The organism is Nonomuraea ceibae (assembly GCF_019396325.1).
GTDB lineage: Bacteria > Actinomycetota > Actinomycetes > Streptosporangiales > Streptosporangiaceae > Nonomuraea > Nonomuraea ceibae.
In genome coordinates this window covers 141,231-154,671 of the sequence record NZ_JAHKRO010000003.1, presented here as the reverse complement: position 1 = coordinate 154,671, position 13,441 = coordinate 141,231, and the positions used below count along the sequence as shown (strand labels likewise).

The following is a 13,441-nucleotide window of genomic DNA, read 5'->3' as shown; positions in this document are numbered from 1 at the left end:
CACAGCACCTTCGACAGGAGATCCATGGAACGCGCGGCGGCGATCGCCACTTCGGCCGAGGCCATCAGACGGCACGGTGACCACAACATCCTCATCGAGGCCGGCCCGGCCCCCGTGATCGACAGGCTGGCCACGCTCCCCGCCCGGCCGCCCGGCGGGCCGCTCGACGGCTGGACGTTCGTGGCCAAGGACATGATCGACGTGGCCGGCCTCCCCACCACCAGGGGCTCGATCCTGTACGGCGCCGAGGAGGCGCTGACGACCGCGCCGTGCGTCGAGGTGCTGGAGTCGGCCGGTGCGCTGCTGGTGGGCAAGGCCAACCAGCACGAGTTCGCCTGGGGTGTGACCAGCGAGAACCCGCACTGGGGCGACGTGCGCAACCCGCGCCACCCGCACCTGTCCCCCGGCGGCTCCAGCGGCGGCACCGCGGCGGCGCTGGCGGCCGGCATCGCCAGGTTCGGCCTGGGCACCGACACCGGCGGCTCGGTGCGGATGCCGGCGGCCTGCTGCGGCGTGGTCGGGCTGCGGCCCCGCGCGGGCGCGGTGCCGGGCGCGGGCGTCGCGCCGCTGGCGCCGATGTTCGACGTGGTCGGCCCGATGGCCACCTCGGTCGCCGACCTCGCCCGGGTGTGGGAGGTGCTGTCCGGCGCCCCCGTCGCCCCGCTCTCCTCCCTGGCCGGGTGGACGGTCGGCGTCGCCGAGGGCTGCGCGCAGGCCGCCGCCTTCGCCGGGCTCGGCGCCGGACTCCGCGAGGTCGCGCTGCCGTACGACATCCTCGCGCCCTACTGGACGATCGTCGGCGCGCAGGCGCGGCGCACGCACGAGGCCACCTACCCGAGGAACGCCGGTCACTACAGCGACGGCGTGCGCCGCAAGCTCGACGACGCCGGCCGGATCGGCCGCGACCGTTACGCGGCGGCCGTCGAGGCGCTGGGCGCCGCGCGGGCCGGGTTCGCCGACCGGACGACCGGGCTGGACCTGCTGATCATGCCCACGCTCGGCGGCCCCGCGCCCCGGGCGGGCTGCGACGAGGCCGCCGTCCGGGGCGAGGCCGGCCGGATCACCGCTGTGGTGTCCGCGCTCGGGCTGCCCGCGCTGGCGATCGGCGACCTGCAGTTGGTCGCCTGGTCCGAGGAGGCGGTGCTGCGTGCCGGGCTGGCCTGGGAGTCGCTGGGCGAGCTGATCCCGCCGCCCCGCTGACCGCCCCACCCGTCACGGGTGCGGCGCCAGGCTCCACGGATCGACGGGCACGACCCCGGTACAGCGTCCCGCCGGGTCGAGCAGCCTGCCGTACAGCTTGGTCTGGCGCAGCACGACCTGCCGGTCGGCGACGGTCACGTACGGGAACTTCCGCTCCAGGCGCATCACCAGCGGGTGCAGGTCGGTGACGGCGTGCAGGCCGACGGTGAGCAGCATGTTGCTGGTCCCGGCCAGGGCGGCGCAGGTGCGGGTCTCCGGCCAGCCGAGCAGCGCCGTGCCGGTCTCCTCCAGGAGGCGGTCGGGCAGGCGCAGCCACAGCACGGCGGAGGAGTGCCAGCCGGCGTGCGAGCGGGCCAGGTCGCAGCGGAAGTCGATGTCCTCGGTGGCGACGAGTCTGGAGAGCCTGCGCTGCACGGTCCGCTCGGAGGTGCCGACGGTCGCGGCCAGCTCGGCGTAGCCGGCCCGGCCGTCGGCCAGCAGGGCGTGGAAGAGCTGCCGGTCGATCCCGTCCATCCGCCGGGTGGACTCGGGCGGCCCGCTCCGCCTGGCCAGCCCGGCCGCCGCGCCCTGCGGCAGCACCCGCAGCCGCCAGCGGCACGACGCCTCGAACACGCGCGTCGCCAGGTGGGTGCGCACCTTGGCGACGCCGGGCACCCGGGGCAGGTCGGTGAGCAGGTAGTCGGCCAGCGCCGGCATCGAGGCCGCCGCGGCGATCACGAACAGGTCGTGCCCGGCGGCGACGTGCTGCACGGTGATCAGGTGCCTGGCCTCGGCCAGCGTCGCCGCGACCTCGACGGCCGCGCCCGCCGCGCAGTCGATCTCCAGGAACGCCATGCTCATCTCGTGCATCTGCCGTTTGCCGAGCGCGACGGTGGTCCACGCCTCGCCCGAGCCGGTCAGCCGCTGCCAGCGCCGCGCCGCCGTGGCCGGGTCCGAGCCGGTGGCCTGGCCGATGTCCACCCAGCTCGCCCGGGGGTTGATCTGGAGGGCGTCGATGAGCTCCAGCTCGGCCTCGGACAGCAGTCTGCCGGATTCCTGCACCGAGCCTCCCTGGATGACCGATTGCAGCATTTTTCGCGAAAAGTCACCTTATCCGGCGATCCTGTTGCCCGCGGCTGTCCCACCGGCCGCGAAGGAGAGGACGCATCCCGTGACCCGGTCGCACCACCGGCCGGCCCGTCCGCCGCGCCTGGTCGGCGTCCTGGGCGGCATGGGCCCCGCCGCCACCGCCGACTTCTACGGCAAGCTCGTCGAGGAGACCCCCGCCCACGGCGACCAGAGCCACGTGCCGGTCGTCATCTGGGGCGACCCGCGCGTCCCCGACCGCTCGCTGAGCCTGCTCGGCCTCGGCGAGGACCCGACCCCGCAGCTCCGGCAGGGCATCCAGGCGCTCAGCCGCGCCGGGTGCGAGGTGCTGGCCGTGCCGTGCAACACCGCGCACGCCTTCGTCCCCCGCCTCGCCGACGAGGCCGGCCTCGAGCTCGTCAGCATCGTCGAGGTCACCGCCGACGCCCTCGCCGCCGACGGCGTCACCGCCGCCGGGCTGCTCGCCACCAGCGGCACCCTGCACTCCGGCCTGTACGCGCACGCGCTGCGCGGCCGGGGCGTCGCACCTCTCGAACCGTCAGGCGACGAGCAGGAGCGCGTGTCGGCGGCGATCGCCGCGGTCAAGGCCGGCGCCGTCACCCCGGCGCACCGGCACGCCCTGGCCGAGGTCGCCCGCGCACTCGCCGATCGCGGCGCCGAACGGGTGGTCGCGGCCTGCACCGAGATCGTCCTCGCCCTGGACAGCCGCCGGGTGCCCGTCCCCGTCCTGGATCCGGCCCGCCTCCTGGCCCGCCGCGTCGCCGCCGTCTCCCTGGGTCTCCCGGACCGGTTCCCCCAGCGGGCTTGACCTTGACGCCGGGGTCAACGTTCTAGCGTCCCGGCATGACTGCTCCCACCCCAGCAGCCCGCCTCCGGTCCACCACGGGACACGGCCGCTCCCCCGCGTGGCTGCTCTGCCTGGCGCTGCTGACGTTCGTCATCGGCACCGACGACTTCGTCATCGCCGGCGTGCTCGGCGAGATCGCCGCCGACCTCCGGGTGACCGAATCGGCGGCCGGCCAGCTCGTCACGGCGTTCTCCCTGGCCTACGCCGCCGCCGCGCCCCTGGCCGCCGTGGCGACCGCGCGGCTGCCCCGCCGGGCCGTCATGATCTGCGGGATGCCGGTCTTCGCCGCGCTGAATGCCCTGGCCGCGCTCGCTCCCACGTACACCGCCCTGATGGTCTGCCGGGTCCTGGCCGCGGTCACCGCCTCCATGATCACCCCGGCCGCGTTCGCGACCGCCGCCGTCCTGGCCCCGCCTGGGCGGGCGGGCCGGTTCATGGGGACCGTGGCGACCGGGCTGACCCTGTCGCTGCTCGCGGGCGTCCCGCTCGGCACCTGGCTGGGCGGCCTGTCCGGCTGGCGCTCGACCATGCTGTTCGTCGCGGCCCTGGCGCTGGTGACGGCCGCCGGCCTGGGGCTGTTCATGCCCGCCCTGGACAAGGCGCCGCCCCTCACACTCGGGCGGCGGCTGGCCCCGCTGGCGAGCCGTCCCGTGCTCGTCTCGCTCGCCGCCATGGTGCCCGGCGCAGCCGGCGGCCTGATGACGTTCGTCTACATCGACCCCATCGCGCAAGCTCTGTCCGGGGTGACCACGTACGGGCTCGCGCTGCTCATCGCGGTGATCGGCGTCGCGGGGATGGCCGGGGCGTGGCTCGGCGGCCGGGGCGCCGACCGGCTGGGCCCCGAGCGCACGATCTTCCTGGCTCTCGCGGTGCAGAGCGCGGGCACACTGACGCTGACCGCGCTGGCGTGGCTGTGGCCCGGCCGGACGCCGGCGCTGCTGCTCGCCCTGGTGCTGGCCTGCTGGCAGATCGGCGGCTGGGCGTTCAACGCCCCCAGCCAGGCGCGGCTGCTGCGCATCGCCGGCCCCTCCGGCACGGAGGCCCTGGCGCTGAACACCAGCGCCATGTACGCCGGCATCGCCGTCGCAGGCTCGGCCGGCGGGCTGGCGCTGGCCGCCGGAGGCGCGGCGGGGGTGCTGCTGGCCGGTTCCGGGTTCACGCTGCTCGGCCTGGCCATGTTCGCGCTGGCCTGCCGCCGCTAGCCTGCACAGGGAAGGCCGACGACCGTGGGAGCAACCGTGCGCATCGGAGAGCTGGCCCGCCGGACCGGGACGACCACCCGCGCCCTGCGCTACTACGAGCAGCAGGGCCTGCTCACCGCCGTCCGGGGCGGCAACGGCTACCGCGAGTACGACCCGTCCGCCGAGACCCTGGTGCGCAACATCCGCACGCTGCTGGCCGCCGGGCTCACCTCGGACGACATCCGGCAGATCAGCGGCTGCCTGACCGTAGACCTGGCGGGCGAGCCCCCGTGCGACGCGGCCGTCAAGCTGTACGAGCAGCGCCTGCGGACCGTCGAGGAACGCATGGACACCCTCGCCGACCTGCGCTCCCGCCTCCAGGCCGAGCTCCGGGCGCTGCGGTCCGGCCCCGGCCTCAGCGCGTGATTGAACGTCCAGGGGCCCTGCCATTCCTCCTGCGACTCCACGACGCCGTCCAGGGATCGGGAACCTCTGTTCTGCGCGCTATTTGGCGTCCATCAGCGCGATCCAGTCGTTCACCAGCTTCTCCAGCGTCGCCTTGGCGGCCGTGACCTCGTCCATGCTGCGCAGCTTGGCGTAGGCCTTGCCCTTGGGGCCCGGCTCCAGCAGGCCGGTGTCGTCCGTCAGCAGGGCGCCCTGGTGGAAGATGACCGCGACGCAGTCCTTGAGCCTGGGGTTGAACGTGGCCAGCTCCTCCTTGTAGCTGAAGCTGGGGCCGCCCCATTTCACGTCTTCCTCGATTTCCGGATGCGCGCTGATGATGGCCCTGACGGCGGCCATCTCTTCCTTCAGCGGGTGGTCGAGCTTGTCGAGGAAGTCGTCAACCTTCGCGGAGTTGGACATTTCGCAAAGCTAACACCGGCTGCGGTCCCGTCAGCTTCTTCCATCGTGCTCGACCGGCGTCCCTACTCCTGGCCCTCCTCGGGCAGGCCGTTGTCGAACTGCTTCGGCTGCACGTGCTTGTGCGGCCCGCCCCGCTCGGCCTTGGCCAGCGCGGCGGTGTCCGGGTAGTCGGTGACGAAGGCGTCCACGCCCAGGTCCAGGTGGGCGCGGTACTCGGCGAGCGCGTCACCGTGGTCCGTCGGGACCTGGCCCCGGCGCAGCGGCCCCGGCAGGTACTGGTTCTCGCTGCGGAAGGTGTAGACGCCGATCTTCAGCCCCGCCCGGTGCGCGTCGGACACCAGCGTCGTCGGCTTGCCCCAGCTTCCGTCCGGGTTGACGGGGATGGCGGAGGACTTGTCCGGCCCGATCCACTGCGCGTACTCGGCGATCTTCGCCAGTCCCTCGGGCTTCATCATGTCGGCGTACGTCGTCGGGTCCCCGGCCGCCTTCAGGTCGTACGGCTGGCCGCTGGTGCCGAGCGCCTGCCACAGCGGCACGCGCAGGTCCTTGGCCACCCGCTTCAGGCTCGACGGCTCGAACGACTGCACCACCACGGGGCTGTTCGGCCGGTTGAGCCCGTTGCGCTTGACCGTCTCGATCAGCGGCTCCTCCAGCGGCAACCCGATGGACCTGAAGTACGTCGGGTGCTTGGTCTCGGGGAACACGCCGACCCGCTTGCCGTACTGGCGCGACATCCGCTCGGCCAGGTCGATCACCTCCTGGAAGGTGAGCACCTGGTAGTAGCCGTTGTAGACGGTGTTGCGCTGGCGGATCGACGGCAGCCGCTCGACCGCGCGCAGCGTCTTCAGCTCGGCCAGGGTGAAGTCCTCCGTGAACCAGCCGGTCACGTTCCGTCCGTCGATGACCTTGGTGGTCCTGCGCGCGGCGAACTCGGGGCGCAGGGACACGTCGGTGGTGCCGGAGATCTCGTTCTCGTGCCTGGCCACCAGCACGTGGTCCTTCGTCGGCACCAGGTCGGGCTCGATCCAGTCGGCGCCCAGGGCGACGGCGAGCTCGTAGCTGCCCTGCGTGTGCTCGGGGCGGTGGCCCGCCGCGCCGCGGTGGCCGATGACGACGACCTGGGACCGGTCCGGCTTCCCCGCCGCCACGGCCGCGGTCGGGGCGGGGGCCGGGGTCGCGGCGGCGGCTCCTCCGGCACCGGCCACGGCTGCGGCTCCGGCGAGGGGGGTGAGGACGGCGAGGGTGGTGGCTGCGATCTTGCGCACGTGAAGCTCCCTGCGGCAGCTGCACCGGAGACTCTCACCGGTGATCACCGCGCGGATTATGGTACGGACCGAAATCCCCCAATGGGACAACAATGGCGAAATTTCCGGTGACCGGCATGGCAACGAGCCTGTGCCTCCGCCGAGCCGGTCACCGGGGGCCGCCGGCGTGCAGGGCTTCCCGCTCCCACTCGGGGCGTGGCTGCGTGTGCAGCCGCCAGTAGTGCTCGGCGATGTCGTCCGGGTCGAAGTCGGTGCCCGGGGCGACCGGACCCGCCACGGTCACGCTCGCCACGTGCACCCCGGCGGGCCCGTACTCCTGGTCGAGCAGCGTGACCAGCGTCCGCACGCCCGCCTTGCCCAGCGAGAGGCTCACGTACTGCGGCTTGGGCTCGGGCATGCCGCCGGTGACGAGGAACGTCCCGTGGCCGCGCGCCGCCATCGCGGGTGCGAGCCGGGCGGCGGCGTTGAGCGCGCCGACCACGTTCACCGCCCACGCCTCCATGTGCCCGCGCACCGACAGCTCGCCCGGCCGGTCGGCCCGGATGATCGCGGCGTTGTACACGACGACGTCCGGCACGCCATGCGCCCTGACCGCCTCGTCGAGCGCGGCGCGCAGCGCGGCCTCGTCGGTGCTGTCCGCCTCCAGCCGCAGGACCGGAACCCCCTCGGCGGCGACCGCCTCCCCCACCGCGCGCAACGTCCGCCCGCTCCGCGCGACCAGCGCGATCGACATCCCCTCCCTGGCGAACCGGCGAGCCACCGCCTGCCCGATCCCCGGCCCCGCCCCGATGATCACCGCACTCGACACCGACATCTCCCCCTTTTTCGTGACCAGTGATAATTGGGGACGGTAAGGCGTCACATCGATGTGAAGGTCAAGCGGAAGGAGCCGGATGCGCATCGGCGATCTCGCCCACCGGACCGGGGTGCACCGGCGGCTGCTTCGCTACTACGAGGAGCAGGGCCTCCTCAGCCCGGCCCGGCTGGTCAACGGCTACCGCGAGTACAGCGAGGCGGACATCGCGACCGTGCGCCACATCCGCGCCATGCTCGCCGCCGGGCTCCCCACCGCGGTCATCGGCCGTGTCCTGCACTGCGTCCACGACACGGACACCGGCCTGCCCGTGCCGGCCGACTGCCCGGCCTTCATCGAGGCCCTGCACCACGAACGCACCCGCATCGCCGACGCGATCGCCGCACTCCAGACCTCCCAGGACCTCCTGGACGCCCTCCTCAACACGGCCCAGCGCCGTCGGGCGTGACCGCGAGCAGGCCGGTCCCCCGCACCTTCGTGTCGCCGCTCAGCGTGAACGGCGTGACGCCGAAGGCGGCGGCCACCTCGGGAGCCAGCTCGAAGGCCGCCACCGTCCACTCCTCGACCTGCTCGGCGCTCGCCGCCCGCAGATCACCGTCGGCCGGCAGCCCGAGCTCCAGCAGCTTCACCCGTTCGCAGGGCAGCGGAGTGCCGAGGGTGAGCGAGGCGTCGTCCGGCTCGCCCGTTGCCGCGTACCGGCGGATCACCTGGCCGTTCTCCGCCACCAGCCAGGCCGACCCGTCGTCCTGCGCGCCGAAGTAGTAAGCCTGCGCCGCTCCGTACCGGTCACTGAGCTCCTGGCACGACCGCAGCACCTCCGCATGCCGCTCACCGCAAGGATCGCACCAGGCCCCCATCACCAGGGTCCAGCCGTCCACCTCGGGAGAGACGAACACCCGCGAAAGGTGCTCACGGTCCCCCGGCTCGCCATGCCCATCGGCGTCGATCCCCGCACGCGCCTCGGCGAACGTGACCGGCCGAGGCGACGACAACCCCAGGATCGCCATGACCCCGGCCTGATCACCGGTGGGAACCGCGATCCAGTAATTCCAGCACGTCGAGATCGGCTCAGCCCGATCACCCGCAGTCGCCCGCACCCGCCCACCATGCCAGAACGCCCGACCTCCGCCCATCCCACGTACGGGGGGTGACATTCTCCCTACCCACGCGCACCCAGGAGTGATCGAAGGGGCAGTCTGGAACCATGTCGAAGAATCCGGCAGAGCAGGGGCGGACGGCCGGTCCGCAGCCGTGGCGGGCCGTGCGGATCGCCGCGATCACGGTGCTGGGGGTCTCGGCGCTGACCTGGTTCTTCACCGACCCGCTCCACGTGCCTGAGGACGTGCTGGAGGCGCTGGACCAACGGGCCAGCGTGATCGGCATGTTCACCGGCGCGGCCGGGCTCGTCATCGCGACCCTGGGATTGCGCGCCCAACTCCAGAACCGTCCTGCCGACACCGTCCACTCCCCCACGGTCACCCCGGCCCCCCGACGTCGTACGACCATGCTGCTCGCGACCGTCCCCGCCGCCGCGGCCCTGATCGTGCTGGCCGTCGTCTGGGTCGCGCTGCCGGGCGGCCCGCCCCGCTACGAGGCCGAGGCGGGCGTGCCCCACAAGGCAGTGCCGCTCAACGGTGTCGACGGCGCGTCGAACCGCGCCTCGATGGGCTATCTGAACGAGCCCGACAGCTGGGTGGACATCCGCGTACAGGCACCCCAGGCCGGCACCTACACCGCGCACGTGCGCTACCGCGCCGGCGACGGCCACGCGCGCCACTTCGTGACGGTTAATGGCCAGGACAGGCAAATCCTGGAATATCCCGCGCTCGGCTGGGGAACCTGGGCGACCGCCTCGCTCCCGGTGAAGCTGAACCAGGGCTGGAACACGCTGCGCTTCCAGCATCACGCCAGGTTCGCCGAACTGGACTACATCGAAATCACCTGACCAGATTTCCGCACGCAAAGACGGTCTCCCCTATCGGCGTGCATCACGTCGTTAGAGTGCTTTCGTGATTCTTTCCAGCCGATCCGCCCGGTTTCCTGTCGCTTTACTCACGGCCATGCTTCTGCTGACCGCCTGCTCAGAGCGCGTAAGGGGCGCCTCCGTACCTACGGAAAAGAGCCCATCGGCGCGGCCGTTGGTCGATCTGCGCAAGGAGGTGAAGCGGAAAGGGAAAGTCCTGCTGCACCACATTGCCAAAAGCGGCGAGACTGATTGGACAGGCGAACTGAAGGTGGGGAACTCGTACAAGCTGGCCGTGGACTGCACCGGCTCCTGGGGGGAGCTGGCAATAGTACTCAGCGAGAGCTTCCGGACGACGCGGCGGTGCAGCGCTGGCTATACCACGTTCACGTTGGACAACTACCCCGCCAAGAAACCGAGACCGCGCACGTTGACCATCAAGGCGCCGCCTGACGCCCGCTGGACGGTGATGGTGGCCGGCATTCACAAGGGGAAGAAATAGGGCAGCGCGGCTATGATCCCGCGATCCGCGACGCCGCACCTGAGACAGAGCGCGCCTTCCTCACCACTGCCCACCGGCTCATCGCGGCCCGCGTACGCCCGGTGTACGCGATGAACGAATCGACGACCCTGCGCCTGGGGCGGGGTTCGTGCAGCCGGCGGATGGCGCTGCTGGGATGGCAGCACCTGCTCCTCCTGTGACCTGTCCGGGCATGTCCTGGCCGATCTGGGCTGCTTCGACTCCCGTGACGACCTGTTCGACCGGCACGGTCAGACCCTGTGCCTGCCGGTACGCATCCCCGCCGATCTCATCATGAGCCGCCGGGCGGCTTGAGCGCCGCTATCCGAGGTCCTGGGCCCGGTGGAGGCCGAGGCTCCGGTTCAGGCGCCCGGTCAGCCGGGTGACCGTGACGCGGGGCAGCAGGCGGGGCGCCCAGGTCATCGCCCGGTTGATCGTACGGCCCGGGTAGGAGTTGACGGCGCCCTTGGCGAAGGCGTCGAGGGTTCTGGCCGCGACGCCTTCGGGGGCGTCGGTGAACGCCGGGTTCATGGTGGCGGAGGTGCCGTCGAAGAACGACGTGTCGGTGGCCCCGGGATGGGCTCCCATGACGCGGACCCCCGTGCCGCGCAGCTCCTCGGCGAGGGCCTCCGTGAACGACAGCACGAACGCCTTCGTCGCCGCATAGCTGGCCTGGTACGGCATCGACTGGAAGGCGGCGGTCGAGGCCACGTTGATGATCCCGCCATGTCCCCGGTCGACCATGCGCCTGCCGAGCACGTGGCTCAGCTTCATCAGGGCGGTGACGTTCAGCTCCACCGAGCTGACGTTCCGCTGGAGCGAGCTGGTCAGGAACGGGCCGACGGCGCCCGCGCCCGCGTTGTTGACCAGCAGGTCGACCGTACGACCCTGCCGGTCCAGCTCCTCGACCAGGCCCGTCACGCCGCCGGGCCCGGCGAGATCGGCGGCCACCGGGGTCACCTCGACCTGGTGCGCCTGGCGGATCTCGCCGGCGACCCGGTCCAGCGCGTCGCCGGAGCGGGCCACGAGGACGAGGTTCGCCCCGCGCCGCGCGAGCTCGCGGGCGTAGGCGGTGCCGAGCCCTCTGGACGCGCCGGTGACGAGCGCGGTGACGCCACGGTATCCGTACATGATCATTCCTATCTACTTCGAGACTCAAACGAAATGGACGCTATCAGCTTCGAGACTCGAAACAAACTGGTACTCTCACGGCATGACGAGGCAGATGCTGGAGCAGGTGGTACGGGCCAACCACGAGCTCTTCATGCTGACCAGTGACCGCATCGCCAAGGCACTCGACGAGCTCCGCCTCACCTACGCGACGGCCCAGGCGCTCTGGGCGATCGACCCCGCGGAGCCCGCGCCGTCGATGAAGGCCCTGGCGGAACGCCTGTTCTGCAACGCGCCCAACCTCAGCTTCGTCGTCAACCAGCTGACCGATCGCGGATACGCGGAACGCGCCGTGGACCCGGGCGACCGGCGTTCGCGGGTCGTGGTGCTGACCGAGCAAGGCCGGCAGGCACGCGAACGCGTCATCGACGTCACACTCGCCGAAACCCCGTTCGCCCACTGCGACCCCGAAGACCTGAGCCGGCTCGCCGAAATCCTCCAGCGCGTGCTGACCAGGGCGCGATGAGGCCGACCCGGTCGTGGCCTACGAGGGGAGCCACGAGGGCCACCAGGGAAGCACGCAATCACCGGGAGTGCCCTCGCCCGCCAGGTCGTACACCGTCATGGCCACGGGCCCGGCGACGGAGCCGGCGACGGTGAGAGCGAGCAGAAGCACCCCCGGCCACACCCGCCCGGCCGGCCACGGCAGCCGGGCCAGCAGGTGGAAGGACTGCGCGCCGAGCGCCGACAGCACCGAGACGGCCGGGAAGATCACGATCCTGCTCAGGGCCCAGCCCGTGCCGGCGAACTTCTCACCGGAGCCCAGGTCACCCAGGCAGTAGAGCTGCGCCCGAGCCACCAGGTGAATATCGAGGAACGTCCCGAACGTCGCGCACGCCAGGGCGATGACCGCGGAGAGCCCGCAGCCGAACGCCCAGTAGACCTCACGCGCCTGTGGCCTTCGCCGCACCGTCACGGCGTCATCGAAGCAGACCCGTATGCGGACGACGCGCAGCGTGTGTGCGGATCCGGTGCAGGGAGCCCGCGGCCGGCGTGGTCTCGGCGCGCACGCCGGAGAAGGCCGGCAGGCGTCCCTGCTGAGCCACATGGCCGGGGTACGCATGCCGTCACGTACGGTGCCGGCCGTCATGCGGGCGTCCATGACGAGACCGCCCTGACCGCCCTCAGCTGAGCATCACCCGCCGGGCGGCGGCGTGGCGTCACCGATGTCGCCCGCCGAAGGGTCCGCCACGACCTCGCACGGCTCGACGGGCCCGGTCGTCAGCCGCCCGCTGAACTGCCAGGCGACCCCGGGACGCTCCACCGTGGGCGTGACCGGATTCTCGCTGACCTCGATCATCGCGATCTGGCCCGGCTGGATGTGGCGCGGGTAGATGGTGATGCCGTCCTGCGGGCGAATCGCCTGGTACGAGATCGACTTCTGCAGTCTCTGCCGAAGCCTGGCCTGCGTGGCGGCATCGTTGCTCGACAGCTCCTCCCTGGTCGCGCCGAAGTGGTCACCCTTGAGGAAGGGCGCCCGGTTGTTTCCGCAGCGCTTGCCGAGAGGCAGGTAGGTGATGTCGGCCCGCACCCCCCAATCGGCCAGCTCCTTCTCAAGGTGCTCGGGGTCCCGGAAGTCGTAGATCTTGAGGTTGATCGATCCGTCCTGGTTCTTCGTCAGGGCGTACGCAGGCTCGGCGGAACCGAGCAGGGAAGGCACGGCCACGCCCACCGCGACGGCCGCCGCCACGGCCGCGCCCATCGCGAGCCACCGCCCGGTGCGCCGACCGAACCGGGGCGGCGGCGCGGTCGCCTCCCGGACGAGCCGGAGCCGTTGCCGGGCCAGGGAGCGGGGCGGCTCGTGCTCCAGTTCCTTGATGAGCGTCTTCAGGTCATCCATGATCGTTCTCCTCCAATGGGTTGACTCCGCCCAGCGTGTGGCGGACCTTGCGCCGGGCCCGGTTGAGCCGTGACTTGACCGTGCCGACCGGGATGCCGAGCGCGCGGGCCGCTTCCTCGTACGTCATGTCGCTCCAGGCGACCAGCAGCAGGACGTCGCGGTCGCCCCGCGACAGCAGCGTGAGCGCGTTCAGCAGGACCGTCCGCGACCCTTGGGCGGTCAGCTCGCGGGTGATCGCCTCTTCCGGCCCCTCGACGGGCCGGGCCGGGCTCTGCCGTTCCAGCGCCCGGTAGCGGCTGACCTCGGTCCGGCGGTGGCCGGTGATGAGCCTGGTCGCGATCCCCAGCAGCCACGGCCGGGCATCGCGGTAGAAGCTGTCGTACGCGTCGCGCCGGCGCAAGGCGATCAGGAACGTCTCCCCGACAAGGTCCTCGGCGAGTTCCGGGCCGAGCCGGAAGGAGATGTACCGGTAGAGCGTCGCGGCATGGCGGTCGAACAGGGCGGCGAACTTCTCCGGATCATCGAGCGAGCCTGCGATGATCTCGGAGTCCACCACCGCTGGTGACGTGTCGGTCACCATAGATGATCTGTTTCCAGCATGGGACCCCCTTCGAGATGTCATCTGTGTCTTGTCACGAGAGCCGGAAGTGTTCACCGGTGCCGTCGCCGGGGTCCTGAAACGACGAATCCC

Annotated in this window: 17 protein-coding genes; 8 read left to right on the top strand and 9 right to left on the bottom strand. The window is 71.8% G+C overall.

Features of this window, described 5'->3' with window-relative positions:
• Window positions 1-24: 24 nt before the first annotated feature.
• Complete coding sequence (locus tag KME80_RS03690) at window positions 25-1,200, top strand: amidase (RefSeq protein ID WP_219500242.1); 1,176 nt, start codon at window positions 25-27, stop codon at window positions 1,198-1,200.
• Window positions 1,201-1,212: 12 nt separating this feature from the next.
• Here the strand turns inward: KME80_RS03690 and KME80_RS03685 are convergent, their stop codons facing one another.
• On the bottom strand, window positions 1,213-2,241 hold the full coding sequence (locus tag KME80_RS03685) for an AsnC family transcriptional regulator (protein WP_219500240.1): 1,029 nt from the start codon (window positions 2,239-2,241) through the stop codon (window positions 1,213-1,215).
• Between the two features lie 109 nt (window positions 2,242-2,350).
• Here KME80_RS03685 and cuyB point away from each other — a divergent pair, with 109 nt between their 5' ends.
• The 3 genes from cuyB to KME80_RS03670 are packed head-to-tail and all read left to right on the top strand — an operon-like array spanning window position 2,351 to window position 4,740.
• On the top strand, window positions 2,351-3,094 hold the full coding sequence (gene cuyB / locus KME80_RS03680; protein ID WP_219500238.1) for a cysteate racemase: 744 nt from the start codon (window positions 2,351-2,353) through the stop codon (window positions 3,092-3,094).
• Between the two features lie 35 nt (window positions 3,095-3,129).
• On the top strand, window positions 3,130-4,335 hold the full coding sequence (locus KME80_RS03675) for an MFS transporter (protein WP_219500236.1): 1,206 nt from the start codon (window positions 3,130-3,132) through the stop codon (window positions 4,333-4,335).
• Window positions 4,336-4,371: 36 nt separating this feature from the next.
• Complete coding sequence (locus KME80_RS03670) at window positions 4,372-4,740, top strand: MerR family transcriptional regulator (RefSeq protein WP_219500234.1); 369 nt, start codon at window positions 4,372-4,374, stop codon at window positions 4,738-4,740.
• 78 nt (window positions 4,741-4,818) lie between these two features.
• Here the strand turns inward: KME80_RS03670 and KME80_RS03665 are convergent, their stop codons facing one another.
• The 3 genes from KME80_RS03665 to KME80_RS03655 form a co-directional block, all read right to left on the bottom strand.
• Window positions 4,819-5,178, bottom strand: a complete 360-nt coding sequence (locus KME80_RS03665; protein WP_219500232.1) for a DUF1801 domain-containing protein — start codon at window positions 5,176-5,178, stop codon at window positions 4,819-4,821.
• A gap of 62 nt (window positions 5,179-5,240) precedes the next feature.
• On the bottom strand, window positions 5,241-6,443 hold the full coding sequence (locus KME80_RS03660) for a glycerophosphodiester phosphodiesterase (RefSeq protein WP_308125602.1): 1,203 nt from the start codon (window positions 6,441-6,443) through the stop codon (window positions 5,241-5,243).
• A 148-nt stretch (window positions 6,444-6,591) separates the two neighbouring features.
• A complete protein-coding gene (locus KME80_RS03655) occupies window positions 6,592-7,257 on the bottom strand; it encodes an SDR family NAD(P)-dependent oxidoreductase (RefSeq protein WP_246643900.1) in 666 nt (221 codons plus the stop codon).
• A gap of 79 nt (window positions 7,258-7,336) precedes the next feature.
• Between KME80_RS03655 and KME80_RS03650 the strand changes: the two genes are divergently transcribed.
• A complete protein-coding gene (locus KME80_RS03650; RefSeq protein ID WP_219500229.1) occupies window positions 7,337-7,705 on the top strand; it encodes a MerR family transcriptional regulator in 369 nt (122 codons plus the stop codon).
• Here the strand turns inward: KME80_RS03650 and KME80_RS03645 are convergent.
• The gene (locus KME80_RS03645) at window positions 7,677-8,264 is read right to left on the bottom strand and encodes a hypothetical protein (protein WP_219500227.1); all 588 of its coding nucleotides are present in this window, start codon (window positions 8,262-8,264) and stop codon (window positions 7,677-7,679) included. The genes KME80_RS03650 and KME80_RS03645 overlap by 29 nt on opposite strands.
• Window positions 8,265-8,461: 197 nt before the next feature.
• Between KME80_RS03645 and KME80_RS03640 the strand changes: the two genes are divergently transcribed.
• Window positions 8,462-9,202 (top strand): carbohydrate-binding protein, encoded by a 741-nt coding sequence (locus KME80_RS03640; RefSeq protein ID WP_219500226.1) that lies wholly within the window; start codon window positions 8,462-8,464, stop codon window positions 9,200-9,202.
• A gap of 115 nt (window positions 9,203-9,317) precedes the next feature.
• Window positions 9,318-9,722: a hypothetical protein gene (locus KME80_RS03635; protein ID WP_219500224.1), complete on the top strand. Its 405-nt coding sequence runs from the start codon at window positions 9,318-9,320 to the stop codon at window positions 9,720-9,722.
• 339 nt (window positions 9,723-10,061) lie between these two features.
• Here the strand turns inward: KME80_RS03635 and KME80_RS03630 are convergent, their stop codons facing one another.
• Window positions 10,062-10,871: an SDR family NAD(P)-dependent oxidoreductase gene (locus KME80_RS03630; protein ID WP_219500217.1), complete on the bottom strand. Its 810-nt coding sequence runs from the start codon at window positions 10,869-10,871 to the stop codon at window positions 10,062-10,064.
• An 82-nt stretch (window positions 10,872-10,953) separates the two neighbouring features.
• On the opposite strand from KME80_RS03630, the gene KME80_RS03625 reads away from it, so the two are divergent.
• Window positions 10,954-11,376 carry a MarR family winged helix-turn-helix transcriptional regulator gene (locus KME80_RS03625; protein ID WP_219500215.1) on the top strand — a complete coding sequence of 141 codons (423 nt, stop codon included), beginning with the start codon at window positions 10,954-10,956 and terminating at the stop codon, window positions 11,374-11,376.
• A gap of 18 nt (window positions 11,377-11,394) precedes the next feature.
• On the opposite strand, the gene KME80_RS03620 is transcribed toward KME80_RS03625, so the two are convergent.
• The 3 genes from KME80_RS03620 to KME80_RS03610 form a co-directional block, all read right to left on the bottom strand.
• The gene (locus KME80_RS03620) at window positions 11,395-11,826 is read right to left on the bottom strand and encodes a hypothetical protein (RefSeq protein WP_219500213.1); all 432 of its coding nucleotides are present in this window, start codon (window positions 11,824-11,826) and stop codon (window positions 11,395-11,397) included.
• A gap of 219 nt (window positions 11,827-12,045) precedes the next feature.
• On the bottom strand, window positions 12,046-12,750 hold the full coding sequence (locus KME80_RS03615) for a hypothetical protein (RefSeq protein ID WP_219500212.1): 705 nt from the start codon (window positions 12,748-12,750) through the stop codon (window positions 12,046-12,048).
• The gene (locus KME80_RS03610; RefSeq protein ID WP_219500209.1) at window positions 12,743-13,330 is read right to left on the bottom strand and encodes an RNA polymerase sigma factor; all 588 of its coding nucleotides are present in this window, start codon (window positions 13,328-13,330) and stop codon (window positions 12,743-12,745) included. Before KME80_RS03610 ends, KME80_RS03615 begins: the two co-directional genes overlap by 8 nt.
• Between the last annotated feature and the right edge of the window lie 111 nt (window positions 13,331-13,441).

Coding starts and splice junctions, on each gene's coding strand:
- KME80_RS03650 (WP_219500229.1), top strand. CDS start 7,337: ATGCGCATCGGCGATCTCGCCCACCGGACCGGGGTGCACCGGCGGCTG.
- KME80_RS03625 (WP_219500215.1), top strand. CDS start 10,954: ATGACGAGGCAGATGCTGGAGCAGGTGGTACGGGCCAACCACGAGCTC.
- KME80_RS03690 (WP_219500242.1), top strand. CDS start 25: ATGGAACGCGCGGCGGCGATCGCCACTTCGGCCGAGGCCATCAGACGG.
- KME80_RS03655 (WP_246643900.1), bottom strand. CDS start 7,257: ATGTCGGTGTCGAGTGCGGTGATCATCGGGGCGGGGCCGGGGATCGGG.
- KME80_RS03610 (WP_219500209.1), bottom strand. CDS start 13,330: ATGGTGACCGACACGTCACCAGCGGTGGTGGACTCCGAGATCATCGCA.
- KME80_RS03665 (WP_219500232.1), bottom strand. CDS start 5,178: ATGTCCAACTCCGCGAAGGTTGACGACTTCCTCGACAAGCTCGACCAC.
- KME80_RS03675 (WP_219500236.1), top strand. CDS start 3,130: ATGACTGCTCCCACCCCAGCAGCCCGCCTCCGGTCCACCACGGGACAC.
- KME80_RS03615 (WP_219500212.1), bottom strand. CDS start 12,750: ATGGATGACCTGAAGACGCTCATCAAGGAACTGGAGCACGAGCCGCCC.
- KME80_RS03630 (WP_219500217.1), bottom strand. CDS start 10,871: ATGTACGGATACCGTGGCGTCACCGCGCTCGTCACCGGCGCGTCCAGA.
- KME80_RS03645 (WP_219500227.1), bottom strand. CDS start 8,264: ATGGCGATCCTGGGGTTGTCGTCGCCTCGGCCGGTCACGTTCGCCGAG.
- KME80_RS03635 (WP_219500224.1), top strand. CDS start 9,318: ATGCTTCTGCTGACCGCCTGCTCAGAGCGCGTAAGGGGCGCCTCCGTA.
- KME80_RS03640 (WP_219500226.1), top strand. CDS start 8,462: ATGTCGAAGAATCCGGCAGAGCAGGGGCGGACGGCCGGTCCGCAGCCG.